The organism is Neptuniibacter marinus, from assembly GCF_965223595.1.
Taxonomy (GTDB): Bacteria; Pseudomonadota; Gammaproteobacteria; order Pseudomonadales; family Balneatricaceae; genus Neptuniibacter; species Neptuniibacter marinus.
Map to the genome: position 1 here is coordinate 666,265 of NZ_OZ245004.1, position 13,581 is coordinate 679,845.

The 13,581-nt window shown below is 43.6% G+C and carries 13 protein-coding genes; 11 read left to right on the forward strand and 2 right to left on the reverse strand.

All coding sequences use genetic code 11. The features are described 5' to 3' along the window. Nucleotides 1-38 precede the first annotated feature (38 nt). From ACOQOE_RS03100 to ACOQOE_RS03150, 11 genes are all read left to right on the forward strand, one after another. Nucleotides 39-299: a DUF4212 domain-containing protein gene (locus tag ACOQOE_RS03100; protein ID WP_067866506.1), complete on the forward strand. Its 261-nt coding sequence runs from the start codon at nucleotides 39-41 to the stop codon at nucleotides 297-299. Nucleotides 300-330: 31 nt separating this feature from the next. After that, nucleotides 331-2,148 carry a sodium:solute symporter family protein gene (locus ACOQOE_RS03105; RefSeq protein WP_420554860.1) on the forward strand — a complete coding sequence of 606 codons (1,818 nt, stop codon included), beginning with the start codon at nucleotides 331-333 and terminating at the stop codon, nucleotides 2,146-2,148. An 83-nt stretch (nucleotides 2,149-2,231) separates the two neighbouring features. After that, entirely contained in the window at nucleotides 2,232-4,061 is a 1,830-nt protein-coding gene (locus ACOQOE_RS03110; RefSeq protein ID WP_420554861.1) for a putative nucleotidyltransferase substrate binding domain-containing protein, read from the forward strand. A gap of 3 nt (nucleotides 4,062-4,064) precedes the next feature. After that, on the forward strand, nucleotides 4,065-4,694 hold the full coding sequence (locus ACOQOE_RS03115; RefSeq protein WP_067866501.1) for a 3'-5' exonuclease: 630 nt from the start codon (nucleotides 4,065-4,067) through the stop codon (nucleotides 4,692-4,694). A 172-nt stretch (nucleotides 4,695-4,866) separates the two neighbouring features. Then, complete coding sequence (gene fliE, locus ACOQOE_RS03120) at nucleotides 4,867-5,220, forward strand: flagellar hook-basal body complex protein FliE (RefSeq protein WP_420554862.1); 354 nt, start codon at nucleotides 4,867-4,869, stop codon at nucleotides 5,218-5,220. A gap of 65 nt (nucleotides 5,221-5,285) precedes the next feature. After that, nucleotides 5,286-6,917, forward strand: a complete 1,632-nt coding sequence (gene fliF / locus ACOQOE_RS03125) for a flagellar basal-body MS-ring/collar protein FliF (RefSeq protein WP_067866618.1) — start codon at nucleotides 5,286-5,288, stop codon at nucleotides 6,915-6,917. Then, entirely contained in the window at nucleotides 6,910-7,920 is a 1,011-nt protein-coding gene (fliG, locus tag ACOQOE_RS03130; RefSeq protein WP_067866497.1) for a flagellar motor switch protein FliG, read from the forward strand. The genes fliF and fliG overlap by 8 nt, the downstream gene beginning before the upstream one ends. Nucleotides 7,921-7,927: 7 nt before the next feature. Then, nucleotides 7,928-8,698 carry a FliH/SctL family protein gene (locus ACOQOE_RS03135; RefSeq protein ID WP_067866495.1) on the forward strand — a complete coding sequence of 257 codons (771 nt, stop codon included), beginning with the start codon at nucleotides 7,928-7,930 and terminating at the stop codon, nucleotides 8,696-8,698. Then, entirely contained in the window at nucleotides 8,691-10,076 is a 1,386-nt protein-coding gene (fliI, locus tag ACOQOE_RS03140; RefSeq protein ID WP_420554863.1) for a flagellar protein export ATPase FliI, read from the forward strand. The genes ACOQOE_RS03135 and fliI overlap by 8 nt, the downstream gene beginning before the upstream one ends. Beyond that, on the forward strand, nucleotides 10,073-10,516 hold the full coding sequence (gene fliJ, locus ACOQOE_RS03145; protein ID WP_420554864.1) for a flagellar export protein FliJ: 444 nt from the start codon (nucleotides 10,073-10,075) through the stop codon (nucleotides 10,514-10,516). The genes fliI and fliJ overlap by 4 nt, the downstream gene beginning before the upstream one ends. A gap of 53 nt (nucleotides 10,517-10,569) precedes the next feature. Further along, a complete protein-coding gene (locus ACOQOE_RS03150) occupies nucleotides 10,570-12,282 on the forward strand; it encodes a flagellar hook-length control protein FliK (protein ID WP_067866490.1) in 1,713 nt (570 codons plus the stop codon). Nucleotides 12,283-12,513: 231 nt separating this feature from the next. Here the strand turns inward: ACOQOE_RS03150 and ACOQOE_RS03155 are convergent, their stop codons facing one another. Together ACOQOE_RS03155 and ACOQOE_RS03160 are read right to left on the reverse strand one after the other, a co-directional pair. After that, nucleotides 12,514-12,807, reverse strand: a complete 294-nt coding sequence (locus ACOQOE_RS03155) for a tyrosine-type recombinase/integrase (RefSeq protein WP_420554865.1) — start codon at nucleotides 12,805-12,807, stop codon at nucleotides 12,514-12,516. 152 nt (nucleotides 12,808-12,959) lie between these two features. After that, on the reverse strand, nucleotides 12,960-13,559 hold the full coding sequence (locus tag ACOQOE_RS03160) for a response regulator (RefSeq protein ID WP_420554866.1): 600 nt from the start codon (nucleotides 13,557-13,559) through the stop codon (nucleotides 12,960-12,962). Nucleotides 13,560-13,581: the final 22 nt, after the last annotated feature.

Here is a 13,581-nt window from a genome sequence, read left to right on the forward strand (position 1 = left end):
TTCACCAATTTTTCAATAACAAAAATAAGGATGGTGTTATGTCAATTAGTAATGAGCAGGCGCAAGCCTACTGGCGCGAAAATTTGCGCATCATTATGACTCACCTTGCGATCTGGTTCGTGGTTTCCTACGGCTGCGCGATCCTGTTCGTTGAACAGCTTAACGAGATTCCGTTTTTCGGTTTCCCATTAGGTTTTTGGTTCGGCCAACAGGGGTCAATCTTCGTATTCGTCATCTTGATCTGGACTTATGTGTTCAGTATGAACAAGCTTGACGAGAAGTATGACGTTCACGAATAACAATAATAATTTCAATTAGGACGGCATTGCTATGAGTCTCGACGTTTTAACTTTTCTCTTTGTAGGTGGCTCCTTTGCGCTATATATCGGTATTGCGATATGGGCGCGCGCAGGATCAACCAAAGAATTCTACGTGGCAGGCGGTGGTGTACCACCAATTGCAAACGGTATGGCGACGGCCGCTGACTGGATGTCTGCAGCTTCGTTTATCTCTCTAGCCGGTTTGGTTTCCTTTATCGGTCGTGATGGTTCAGCTTATTTAATGGGTTGGACTGGTGGTTATGTATTGTTAGCACTGCTGTTAGCGCCTTACCTACGTAAGTTTGGTAAGTTCACAGTACCTGACTTTATCGGTGACCGTTATTACTCGCAAACTGCGCGTGTAATTGCAGTAGCTTGTACAATTGTAATCTCTTTCACTTACGTTGCTGGTCAGATGCGTGGTGTTGGTATCGTGTTCTCTCGTTACCTACACGTTGATATCAACACAGGTGTAATTATCGGTATGGCGATCGTATTCTTCTACGCTGTACTCGGTGGTATGAAAGGTATTACTTATACTCAGGTTGCACAGTACTGCGTACTTATTCTTGCGTTTACTGTACCTGCATTGTTCCTATCTGCTCAGGTTACGGGTCACATCCTTCCTCAGATCGGTTTAGGTGCAACTTTAGATAGTGGAATGTCCGTGCTAGCGACCTTGGACCAACTTTCAGTTGATCTAGGTTTTAGTCAGTATACTAGTGGTACGAAATCTACGATTGATATCTTCTGCTTAACCGTTGCGCTAATGTGCGGTACTGCAGGTCTTCCACATGTAATCGTACGTTTCTTCACGGTTCCTCGTGTTAAGGATGCTCGTATCTCTGCTGGTTATGCATTGATCTTCATTGCGCTTCTTTATACTGCGATTCCTGGTGTTGCTGGTTTTGGTCGTGTAAACCTTATCCAAACACTGAATGGCGCTGATGGTTCGGGTGCTTCTTATGAAGCTCTAAAAACCGATGCTAAGTGGTTCCAGCAGTGGGAAAATACAGGTCTTATCGGTTGGAATGACCGTAACGGTGACGGTAAAGTTCAGTATGCTGCAGGTCCTGCATTTGACGCTAAGAAAGGCAAGCCGGCCTTCACAGAAGAGCGGGGTGAGTATGGGCAGCGTGTAGCCACTAACCCTCTTACTGGTGCTGATTTTGATGCAAATAAACAGCCATTTGCTAACGAAGTATATGTCGACCGAGACATTATGGTGTTGGCTAACCCTGATATTGCGCAGCTTCCTAACTGGGTAATTGCGTTAGTAGCAGCGGGTGCGGTTGCAGCGGCACTATCTACTGCAGCGGGCTTGTTGTTGGTAATTTCAACAGCGATCTCCCATGACTTGATGAAGAAAACTATCAATCCGAATATCAGCGATAAGCAGGAGCTTCTTTATGCTCGTCTAGCTGCGATTGTTGCGATTTGTATTGCCGGTTACTTCGGTATTAACCCGCCAGGCTTTGTTGCTCAAGTTGTAGCCTTGGCGTTTGGTTTGGCGTGTGCTTCAGTATTCCCAGCAATCATTATGGGTATCTTCTGGACTCGTCATAACTCACAAGGTGCGATTGCCGGTATGTTGGTAGGTCTAGTATCTACAATGTGCTACATGTACTACTTCGCATTTGGTAGTGGTACACCTGATCAGTATTTCTTAGGCATCTCTCCAGGTGGCTTCGGTACTGTTGGTGCGGTTCTGCATATTATTGTTGGTTTCGTAGTATCTAGTATGACTGCGGCACCACCAAAAGAAATTCAGGAGATTGTAGCTGATCTGCGTATTCCGCGTGGCGCTGCTGAGGCTCATGATCATTAAGATCGAGTAATCACCTATTAAAGAGGCGCCCAGCGTAGAGTTGGAGCGCCTTTTTTTGTGAATATTGTATAAGGATTTTAGATATGCCTGATTCTTTCAAAATGACAAATCTACCGTTTAGTTTGTTGGATGAAAAAGAGCAAAACACACTGCGCTCTAGCCTAGATATAGGCTATTACCAGAAAGGTGAGGTTATTATGGCTGCTGGTGAGGAGCCTGAAGGTGTGTTTATTATTTTGAAAGGAAGGGTTGGAGAAAGTGAAGTTATTAAGGAGGGGGAAACGAGCCGAGAGCAAATTTTTGTTTATTACACAAATGAAGATTATTTCGGTGGCTGGTCATCAATTCGTGGCAAAGCGATTCATAACTTCATTGCTGAAGAGGAAACTATTTGTCACGTTTTACCAACAAAAACTTTATTGGACTTAATGTCTACTAACAGCCTATTTGCTGATTACTTCCAGCAAAATCTGTCGGCTAAAGCTGAAATTGTTCAGCAGCATGGCAAAGACCAAGATATGGCTGAATTTATGTTGGCTAAAGTATCTGATGGGTTGATTAGGGAACCGTTGGTCATAGTGGAGGGGACCTCTATACGTGAAGCAACCTTGATTATGCGAGAGCATAAATCGGATTGCTTGTTGGTTAGGCGAGGAAGCCGATATGGGATGGTAACGGGAACTGACTTGCTTGATGCGGTCATCGTGAATGAGATGCCGATGGATACAGATCTTGCGGAGATAGCAAGTTACCGCTTAATTACAGTAGAACCTGACGATTATCTATTCAATGCGTTAATTATTATGACCCAGCAGCGTATTGAACGTGTTGTGGTTATGCAGGGATCTGAGATGAGTGGGATTGTAGAGCTCACAGATGTATTAAGCTATTTCTCGAGTCATTCTCATGTTATTGGTTTGAGGATTGAGAGAGCGCAAACGGTTGAAGATCTAAAAGAGGCTGCGCAGGGTTTAGATGATTTAATTAAGGCTTTGGTTTCACATGGCGTTAAAACGCGTTTTGCTATGGATCTTTTAGCCGCCATGAATGGTCGAATAATCGCCAAATTATTCAATATTATCATGCCTTCTGATATGCAGCCGCATGTTTGCCTTTTGGTGATGGGTTCGGAAGGACGTGGTGAACAGATTATGAAAACTGATCAAGATAATGCTGTTATTTATCGAGATGGATTAGTCTGGCCGGAGATGCAGGCGACCTTAAACCGCTTTAGTGAGACTTTGATCGGATTCGGTTTTCCTCCGTGCCCAGGTAATATTATGGTTTCAAACCCTGCTTGGGTTCGTTCATTGGGTGAATGGACTCAGATGTTGAGGGAGTGGGCTGAAAAGTGCGACTGTGAGTCGCAGATGAATTTGGCTATCGCGATAGATGCTAAGCCTGTGGCTGGTAACCCTGCTATATTTAAAGCGAGCCGTAATTGGTTTATGCGTCATTTGCGTAATAATGATGTTTTTTTCTCCCATTTTGCAAAAGCGTCTTTAGAGTTCGATACGCCGCTAACCTTCTTTGGTAATTTAAAAGATAAAGGGCACTTAGATATTAAGAAGGGTGGGATATTTCCTATAGTTCATGGTATTCGGACTATTGCTCTTGAATATCGTATCAAGGTGACAAATACATTTGAGCGAATTGAAGCGTTGGTTGAGCAGGAACAGTTGCAGAAAAAACATGGTAGCGAGCTAGCGGAGGCGCTAAGTTTATTTATTAGTTTAAGGTTAAGGCAGCAAATTAAACGTATAGAGTGTAGTGAAACTGGTCACGACCAAACACCTAACTTAATTGAATTACAGTCGTTAGATAAAATGGAGCGTGATCTGTTACGGGATGCTTTGCATATTGTAAAAGGATTTAAGAAGCATCTTGAGCTGAGATATCACCTCGGGGGTTAGTTGATGATAATACCCAGAGCGGTTAGAAGAATAAAAGAGAAATATGATCACAAAGCGGGTCCGTTCGCCCATCTTTTTGAGTCCTATAATGGTGATGAAATTGTATCGCTGGATTGTGAAACTACAAGTTTGGATGTGAAGCAAGGTGAAATTGTATCTATAGGTGCGGTTAAGATTAGAGGTCGCAAAGTACTTTCGAGTGAGCGGCTAGATATTAAATTAAAGCCACCCAAATCTTTGAGCGGCGATTCCATTAAAATTCATAAAATTCGTGAGAGCGATTTAGCGGAAGGTATCGAGATTGAAGATGCTTTGCAGCAGGTGCTTGAGTTTGTGGGAAATCGTCCTATTTTGGGCTATTACGTGAATTATGATATTCGCATGTTGGATAAGTTTATCAGGCCTCTATATGGCTTTGGTTTACCGAACAAGGCGGTTGAGCTTTCGCACGTCTATCACGATATTATCAAGTGGAAGTCTGTTGGTGGTAATGTTGATTTGCGGTTTGATACTATATCGAAAAAGTTAGATATCCCCATGTTGGAGCGGCATACTGCTATAGGTGATGCTTTGACCGTAGCATTGATGTATGTGCGTCTGAAATACGGCGATCCACCAGAAACGCATTATTAATAGATAATACGTCAAAAGATTAGCGGGCTCATGGCCCGTTTTTTGCTTTATCTCTACCGTGTGCACTCATTTATAGTCTGAATAGACAAAATAATGACATTATTTTGTTATCCTCTATTGATGAAGTGCTAAGTGTGATTATAATGTCAATAAATTGCCGCTTGGTGTTGGTATGATAGAAAGAGCAGATATAAATAGCGTTCTTATGCAGATGCGGACGATTAAAGCGCAGGTCCAAGCCCCTTCTTCCGATATGGCGGATATTGCGCCGGAAGGTTTGAAGGAAAATGGTGTTGTAGGGCGGACGTCGTTTGGAGATATCTTAAAAAATGCCGTTGATGGTGTGCATGATACTCAGGTAAGTGCCAAAAAGTTGGCGGTTGCGTACGAGCAAGGTGATTCGAGTATCGATTTACCGCAAGTAATGATTGCGGCTGAGAAGGCGTCTGTATCTTTTCAAGCTATGACCCAGGTACGTAATCGCTTGGTGTCAGCTTATGAAGATATTATGAAAATGCCGATCTAATAAAAAATAGAAATTCAAGGTGAGTGGCTGTGGCTGGTGGTTCTGAAACGTTAAGTGGAAACCCAATGCAAGGTTTTAATAAGCTAGGTATTGTACGTCAACTCGGTTTGATGGTTGGGTTGGCTGCCAGTGTCGCTATAGGCTTTGCTGTTGTTCTATGGTCTCAAAAGCCTGAGCAGCGAGTTCTCTTTAGTAACCTCTCTTTTTCTGATGCGAATCAGATTATCGAACAACTTCGTTTATACAATGTCCCCTATAATTTTGATGCGGATGGTCGGGCTATACTGGTGCCTGATGAATATGTTCATCAAGCACGTTTAAAACTTGCGGCTGAAGGTTTTACTGCAGATAAAACTGTAGGCTTCGAGATTATGGATAAAGAGCAAAGTCTCGGTACCAGTCAGTTTATGGAAACGACAAGGTATAGACGAGGCTTAGAGGGTGAGCTGGCGCGCACAATCGCTAGTATGACGGCCGTTCGAAATGCTCGGGTGCATTTAGCTATACCTAAAGATACGGTGTTTATTCGCGACACTCGTAAGCCTACAGCCTCAGTTTTCTTAGAGCTTTTTTCTGGTCGAGCTCTCGAACGGGATCAAGTTGCATCAATTGCTAATTTAGTTGCTTCAAGTATTCCTGCTCTTAATGTTAAAGATGTAACAGTGGTTGATCAGCAGGGCCGTTTGCTGAATATGCGCGACAAAGACGTTAATGTCGTTTTAGCAGCGAAGCAGCTTGAATATACACGAAGCCTAGAAGGAACTTTGCTCAATAGGGTTAATAGTATTCTGCAGCCCGTTGTGGGGGCGGGGCGTTTCCGTGCTGAAGTATCTGCTGATGTGGACTTTACAGCGGTTGAGCAAACGGATGAACTTTATAATCCGGATCTGCCAGCGTTGCGTAGTGAGCAAACGATGGATGAATCTCGTGTTAGCGGAAGTGCACCTGTTGGGGTGCCTGGTGCATTATCTAATCAGCCGCCAGGGCCAAGTAGTGTTCCTGAACAAGTAGGGTCGGGTGACAGTGCTGCGGCGGGAGGTGGATCTCCAGGTTCCGCTCGTAAGCAGGCGACTCGAAACTATGAGTTGGATAGAACGATCAGTTATACCAAGCATCAACAAGGACGTGTTAGACGTTTAACTGTAGCGGTTGTGGTAGATGATTTGTCTAGCGTGGACCCTGCAAGCGGTGATGCGATCAGGGCGCCTTGGGATCAGAATGAATTGGAGCGCTTACGTATACTTGTCCAAGATGCTGTAGGTTTTTCTGCCTTGCGTGGCGATAGTGTTAATGTTGTGAATACTCCCTTTGTCGCTGAAGAACCTATAGTGACAGAAGATATTCCGATCTGGAAAGAAGATTGGATCTGGGATATCGCTAAGCAAGCAATGGCTGTTATTTTTGTTCTGGTTTTGGTTTTTGGTATTTTAAGGCCAATTTTGCGTAACTTGGCGACAGCAGGTACCGCTGGCAATGTTGCTGGTTTGGGTGCTGCGGGTGATGTGAGTGCTGAGTTGGCTGGGTTAGATGGCGCTGACTTTTCGTCTGATTCTGTGACCTTTGGCAGTGATGATGAATTACTACCTACCCCCAATGAAAGTTTTGATTATCAGTTAAATGCTATTCGTAGTATGGTGGCCGAAGATCCTGCGAGAGTAGCGCAGGCAGTTAAACAATGGGTAGGTGATAATGAGTGACGGAGCGGATCAGGGGGGGCGTGAAATTGATAAGGCCGCCATCCTGCTGATTAGCTTGGGTGAAACTGACGCTGCAGAAATTCTCAAACATATGGGCCCTAAAGAGGTTCAAATGATTGGAGAGGCGATGGCACAGTTAAATAATGTTCCTCAGACAAAAGTAGAATCGGTTGTAGGTGACTTTATGGGATTGGTTAGCGACCAAACCGGTATAGGCATTAATAACGATATCTATATTCGCTCTATGCTTAATCAGGCGTTAGGTGAAGAAAAAGCTAAAACTCTCCTTGATCGTATTCTTATGAGCACCAATACGTCTGGCCTTGATACGTTGCGCTGGATGGAGCCTCGACAAATCGCAGAAATTATTCGTTATGAGCATCCACAGATTCAGGCGGTGGTTGTAGCTTATCTTGAAGCTGATGTGGCGGCGGGTGTTTTAGGGTGTTTCGATGAAAAGCAACGCCTTGATATTCTTATGCGCGTTGCTGCTTTGGATCGTATTCAGCCGCAAGCGTTACAGGAATTGAATGACATATTGGAGCGTCAATTTGCTGGCGCAGGCGGTGCGAGCACTGCTACCTTGGGCGGTGTAAAATCAGCCGCGAATATCATGAACTTTATTGACTCTAATATAGAAGTTGAGTTGATGGAGAGTATTAAAGAATCGGATGAATATCTGGCGTCTAGTATCTCTGACCTCATGTTTGTTTTCGATAATCTGCTTGATGTTGAAGATATGGGTATTCAAGCTATCTTGCGTGAAGTGTCGACGGATGTGCTAGTTATTGCGTTGAAAGGTGCCGATGTGGCCTTACAGGATAAAATTTTCAGAAATATGTCTAAGCGTGCTGCTGAATTGCTTAAAGATGATCTTGAGGCGAAAGGTCCTGTACGGGTTAGTGAGGTCGAAGGCGCACAGAAAGAGGTGCTTACCATTGCACGCAGACTTGCCGATGATGGTGAAATTATCCTTGGCGGTGGTGGCGAGGCGATGGTGTAATTGATATATGTCTAACGAAACTAAGGCGTATAAACGTATTAGGGCTGAAGATGTGCGTGATGCTCAAAGCTGGACTTTACCTCAAATGGGAAAGTCTTCTGCGGCCGCTACTGCGCTTCAGCATAAAACAATTGCCGAAGTTACCGTTGTTGATGAAGTTATTGCTGCAGAAAAAATTACTGTTGCTGAGCTTGAAGCTATCCGGGAAACTGCGCGTATTGAAGGTCTCGCGGCGGGTTTAGAAGAGGGGCGTAGTCAAGGTCAAGAGGAAGGACATACAGCAGGTTTAGTTGCGGGACGAGAAATTGGTTACAAAGAGGGTTTTCAGCAGGGAGAGTCAGAAGTTGAAAGGCTTCAAGCACTGCTAAAAGGTCTGTTGTCTGAATTACAAACTCCACTGGATGAATCGACCGCAGCTATCGAAGAAGAGCTAGTGAAACTTGTTGTTTTATTAGCTGAAAAAACAGTAGGTGCTGAACTGCTATCAAGAAAGGATTTGCTTTTATCTTCTATCCGAGAAGGCTTACAGCAGCTGCCTGAACCCATAACGACAGTGCTTCTAAAAGTGAATCCAGACGATTCTGAGTTTATTGAGCAATCACTGCTTCTGCCGGGTGGCTCTATTGTTGTAGAGGCTTCCTCTGATATAGCGGTTGGTGGGTTTCACCTTGAAACTGAAAATACTTTGATTCAAGATGAAGTTGAAACACGTTTTGCCAAAGTTGTAGGGCAATTCTATAACAATCTAAAACATGATGCTGCTGGCGATCATGAGTAAGCTTCTAGAAAAACTATCCCGTTATTCTCAATACCGAATAGATCCTCCTTGCCCGCGTGTAGAGGGGCGCATCACGCGTATGATCGGCTTGACGATCGAGGCTGTCGGTATTAAGTGTGCTGTGGGGGCATGCTGTTTTATTGAGTTATCCAAAACAAATAAAGTTGAGGCTGAGGTGGTGGGGTTTTCTGGAGACCGCATTTATTTGATGCCTTTATATCCAATCGATGGATTACAGTCTGGAACACGGGTTATAGCGTCTTCTGAATCTGGAAAAGTCCCTGTTGGGATGAATCTTCTTGGTCGAATATTAAACGGTGTGGGTAAGCCCATCGATGGTAAAGGGTCTTTGCAGCCGGAAGCTGAAACGGATTTAGCTGGCGAGATTATTAATCCCCTTTTGCGAGAGCCAATAAAGCAACCTCTTGATGTAGGTATCCGAACAATTAATGGCTTGTTGACGGTCGGACGTGGCCAGCGAATGGGTCTGTTTGCTGGTAGTGGTGTCGGTAAATCCGTATTGCTAGGGATGATGACGCGTTTTACTGAGGCAGACATTATTGTTGTAGGTCTGATCGGTGAGCGAGGAAGGGAAGTTAAAGAGTTTATTGAGCATAGCTTAGGTGAAGAAGGCCTGAAACGCTCGGTTGTGGTGGCTTCGCCTGCTGATGATTCACCTCTTATGAGACTTCGGGCTTCGCAATTATCGACACGTATAGCTGAGTATTTTCGCGATCAAGGGAAAAATGTACTTTTGCTGATGGATTCTCTAACCCGTTATGCTCAAGCTCAACGTGAAATAGCCCTGGCTGTTGGTGAACCACCTGCAACTAAAGGTTATCCACCATCTGTATTTGCTAAGATCCCTAAATTGGTTGAACGAGCGGGTAATGGTGAAGAGGGTAGTGGTTCTATTACCGCGTTTTATACGGTATTGACTGAAGGGGATGATCAGCAAGACCCTGTAGCTGATTCGGCACGTGCGATTTTGGATGGGCATATTGTTCTATCGCGTCGTTTGGCTGAGCAGGGGCATTATCCCGCAATTGATATTGAGGCCTCAATTAGTCGTGCGATGCCACAGATTGTTGAGGTGGATCATCTGAAAATGGCAATGCGATTTAAACAGCTATACTCTAAGTATCATCAAAACGAGGATCTTATTAATGTAGGGGCTTATGTTAAGGGAAGTGATCCTGATACTGATTTTGTTATAGAAAATTTACCTTCAATTAGCGCTTATCTGTGTCAGAGTATGGATGAGTCCTTTGCGCTAAAAGAATCTATGCAGCAGATGATTATGGTTATCTCTACACCACCACAAGCGGAGTTAAACCAGCAAATACGTCGTCCAGCAAATAATGGCTTGCAGAAATGAGTAAACGTTCAAAGCGGTTGCAGTTAGTTCTTGATCTTGCCGAGAGAAAAAAGAAACAGGCGGATCAGTTTCTTGCGGCTAGTCGTCAGCGAGTTGAACAAGATAAGAAAACTATGGGGCAGTTGGATCAATATTTAGCTGAATACCATCAAAATTATCTGGGGGTCAATGCGGAAGGCTGTACCGGTGCACAATTGCATGCACAGCAAGCTTTTATGCAGAAGATACAAGATGCCAAAGATGCTCAGACCAATGCCATGGCTCAGAATCTAAAAGAGCTTGAGGCGGTTGAGCAACATTGGAAAACTTCATATGCACGTATGAAGGGCATGCAAAAACTGACGGATAAAGCGCTCAAGGCTGAAATGCAAGCAGAGGAAAAAGCTTTGCAAAAGCAGATAGATGAGCGTGCTCAAGTAATGAAAAACTCCTTCCTATAATCTTGGCCCCTTTTTTGCTTTTGTTGTACTAGGCAAATTCATAGGAGCCTAGAATGAGCGAGCAAATATCAATGTCCACAGGTAGTGGGCTATTAACTTTAAATCTATCAGTATCGTCACAAAGTGGCTCTTCGCTAGCTCCTGGTGGTGCTTTGTTTAGTGGTTTTGGTTCAGTGTTGAGTCAATTGCCAGGGCAAGAAGCTGGACTTGCTAGCGGCGCTTTCTTGCCGCAATCGGGTGGTAGCTTGCCGCAAGTTAGTGATAATGGTTTGCTTCCTGAAATTTCACTGGAGCAGAAGATGCTCTACATTGCTCAGATGTTAGAGCAACAATACGGTGAAGGTGCTGAACTTCCGACTGAGCTTCCGACTGAAGTTGCTGAAGAGCTTGCCAGTGCATTGAAACAGTTTGCTGAGCAGCGTTCAAAGATAGATGAGAAAGCTACAACCACAGATTCTGATATCGCGCCGATCGATGTGGATGAGGGCTTAGCTACCGCGACCGTTGTCGGTCCCCCAATACTTTTATCTGATCTTGAAGAAAGCATTCGTAATGGTGCGCTTTCTGAATCCCTTAAAGCTGTCTTTGATAAGGTTATGGTGGCTAGCGATAAAGTTGCTTTATCCGATGACGTTGATGTGACAGTGCTGCAAAATGGTGTGCTTACCAAGTTAATGGGTAATGCAGAGGATGTTCTAGCATTAGAGCGTGGGTCCAATGCGGAAGAGGCGAAAGCTATAGATGCTCTAACTGTAGCTATGCTCGCAAGTTTAACTAGGGATGAAAAAACAGCAGTATTGGAAGCGCAAAATGCGAGGATGAGTTCGCCTGAGGTAGGCTTATCCGCACAGATACGTGTAACTGAGGGCGCTGCTAAAGTTAACCCTGCTATAATCGCTTCGCCGTTCCCCTCAAAATCAACCAATGAAAGAGTACCTAGCGCTGAGGCTTCTTTGTCGATCGATGATGGGCTTGATACGATGTTGCATTCTGGTGTGAAAAGGGATAATTCTATCGTAGGGCGCAGTTCAGATAAAGTTGATTTAATGAGCTTAAACGCGCAAAAAGAGGTAGCTGCGGAATTGGCTGTCAAGCCTGAGTTGTCGACAAAAACTGTGTCGGGAGGAGTATTGCCTGAAAAATTTGAATCAGCTTTAGAGTTGTCAAAACAGTTATTGCAGAAGGTGACAGCGAATGAAAAGGCTGTTGATAATAACTTTAGTCAACGGATGGAAACATTAGTACAGGCGCAGACCCAGCCGACAGCCGGTGTTATTCAGCCGACACAGGCTCAAAAGGTGGTGTCTGATGGTCAAAACCTTATGATGCCGCAGCAAGTTCAGATCAATACACCCGCATGGAAAAACGCATTGGGTGAACGCGCTATTATGGTTTCGACGCAGAATCTAAATGTAGCTAATATTCAGCTAGATCCTCCAGAGCTAGGCTCTTTAAGTGTCAGAGTGCACATGAATCAAGATCAGCAAGTCAGTCTTAATTTTACCTCGCCTCATGCGCATGTTCGTGATGCTGTTGAACAGAGCTTGCCAAGGCTCCGCGAGATGTTTGCTGAGCAAGGTTTGTCTTTGCAAGATTCATCTGTGGCCGATCAGTCTGCGGATCAGCAACATAGAGAGCAGTTTGCTGAGCAGGGTGAAACAGGTAATTCAGGAAGCTCATATATGGAATCAGGAGAAGCGGGTAGTGAAGAGCCGCTTGCTCAAGTGGAGTCTAAGCCGATGTCGTTGGTTGATTACTATGCTTAGATCGCTTTCGTTGATGATTATTGAATAGCTAGGCGACCTGTAAATTATCGTAGAATGCTTTTTGAAACTAGGCTACTAGCTTGTTGTTTATCATCTGATCGGTTTTGGGTGATTGATATACCTGCTTATTTTCGTTTTTCTTGTAATGGCACTTCGGCTTCTTGTTCGACGTTTACTATAAAAACAGTAGTTTTTGTGGTTCTTGATCTTCAGCCTTAAAAACCTTTGACTTCACGGTCGTGCAGGTTCGAATCCGACCCTAGGTATCATATAAAACGGGCGTTTACGTAAGTAAGTGCCTTTTTTCTCTAAACCGCTTGTACCGTAACCATTTTCCTTTACCCGTGCATTCTCCACATATTGCCCCAAATGTTTAGGTGCAATATGAGCATATTTTTCAACCATTGCTAGGGTCTTCCAGCCACCTAGATCTTTAAGTACATAGAGATGGGTTACATTTTGGACATGCTGAGATGTCCACGTATGGCGTAAATCATTCCAACGAAAATTTTCAATTCCGGCCATAACTAAAAGCAGTGTATGTATCTGGTGGAGTTGAATGGAGTAACGACGACAAAGACTCTTACACCTACGCTAGATTCCGCGGGAAGAAAGCTTGTATAGGTTTCTGTATAAAAAGGTAATTAAACAGAAAACAAAAATGTTATTTAATACGGCTAGACAATGTTTGAGTTGTTAGCAGCTATCTGTGTCTCTATTTCAGTTCTTATTCTCTTAAAATCAATAGGTTTTCTCAGAACGCAAATATGATTAATGTGATGTATGTTTTCTGTAATTTCATTTTCTGATAGCCCTGAGACTACGATTACCTTCATCTTAGATAACAGTTTGTTTTTTAAGAGTGTGGCAATAATTTGAAATCCATCGACACTAGGTAGAGATAAGTCAAGAATTAAAACATCAGGTTTGAATGAGCCAATTTTGATTAGGCCATCATAGCCATCCTGACATAACTCAAGGTTAATTGGTAATCCCCAGCTTGTGATGTTTATGTTATATAGGTTTAAAAGCATTGAATTATCTTCAATAACCATAACTTTACAGCTACTAGCAGCTTCACTTGGATCGAACTGTTCATTTTCCAGATCTTTTTGGTTTGCAAGTAGTTTATTAACAGTATCTTGAGTGAACCGTCTATGTCCGCCAGCTGTTTTTCTAAATTCTATTTTTCCTGACTCGCTCCATAATTGAACCGTCCTTTGTGTAACGCCTAATATTTTAGCGATGTCTTTTGTTGTGTACTCAGTAGCTGTCATTAGTGATACCTAAGGTTAGTTA

Coding starts and splice junctions, on each gene's coding strand:
- ACOQOE_RS03100 (WP_067866506.1), top strand. CDS start 39: ATGTCAATTAGTAATGAGCAGGCGCAAGCCTACTGGCGCGAAAATTTG.
- ACOQOE_RS03105 (WP_420554860.1), top strand. CDS start 331: ATGAGTCTCGACGTTTTAACTTTTCTCTTTGTAGGTGGCTCCTTTGCG.
- ACOQOE_RS03110 (WP_420554861.1), top strand. CDS start 2,232: ATGCCTGATTCTTTCAAAATGACAAATCTACCGTTTAGTTTGTTGGAT.
- ACOQOE_RS03115 (WP_067866501.1), top strand. CDS start 4,065: ATGATAATACCCAGAGCGGTTAGAAGAATAAAAGAGAAATATGATCAC.
- fliE (WP_420554862.1), top strand. CDS start 4,867: ATGATAGAAAGAGCAGATATAAATAGCGTTCTTATGCAGATGCGGACG.
- fliF (WP_067866618.1), top strand. CDS start 5,286: ATGCAAGGTTTTAATAAGCTAGGTATTGTACGTCAACTCGGTTTGATG.
- fliG (WP_067866497.1), top strand. CDS start 6,910: ATGAGTGACGGAGCGGATCAGGGGGGGCGTGAAATTGATAAGGCCGCC.
- ACOQOE_RS03135 (WP_067866495.1), top strand. CDS start 7,928: ATGTCTAACGAAACTAAGGCGTATAAACGTATTAGGGCTGAAGATGTG.
- fliI (WP_420554863.1), top strand. CDS start 8,691: ATGAGTAAGCTTCTAGAAAAACTATCCCGTTATTCTCAATACCGAATA.
- fliJ (WP_420554864.1), top strand. CDS start 10,073: ATGAGTAAACGTTCAAAGCGGTTGCAGTTAGTTCTTGATCTTGCCGAG.
- ACOQOE_RS03150 (WP_067866490.1), top strand. CDS start 10,570: ATGAGCGAGCAAATATCAATGTCCACAGGTAGTGGGCTATTAACTTTA.
- ACOQOE_RS03155 (WP_420554865.1), bottom strand. CDS start 12,807: ATGGCCGGAATTGAAAATTTTCGTTGGAATGATTTACGCCATACGTGG.
- ACOQOE_RS03160 (WP_420554866.1), bottom strand. CDS start 13,559: ATGACAGCTACTGAGTACACAACAAAAGACATCGCTAAAATATTAGGC.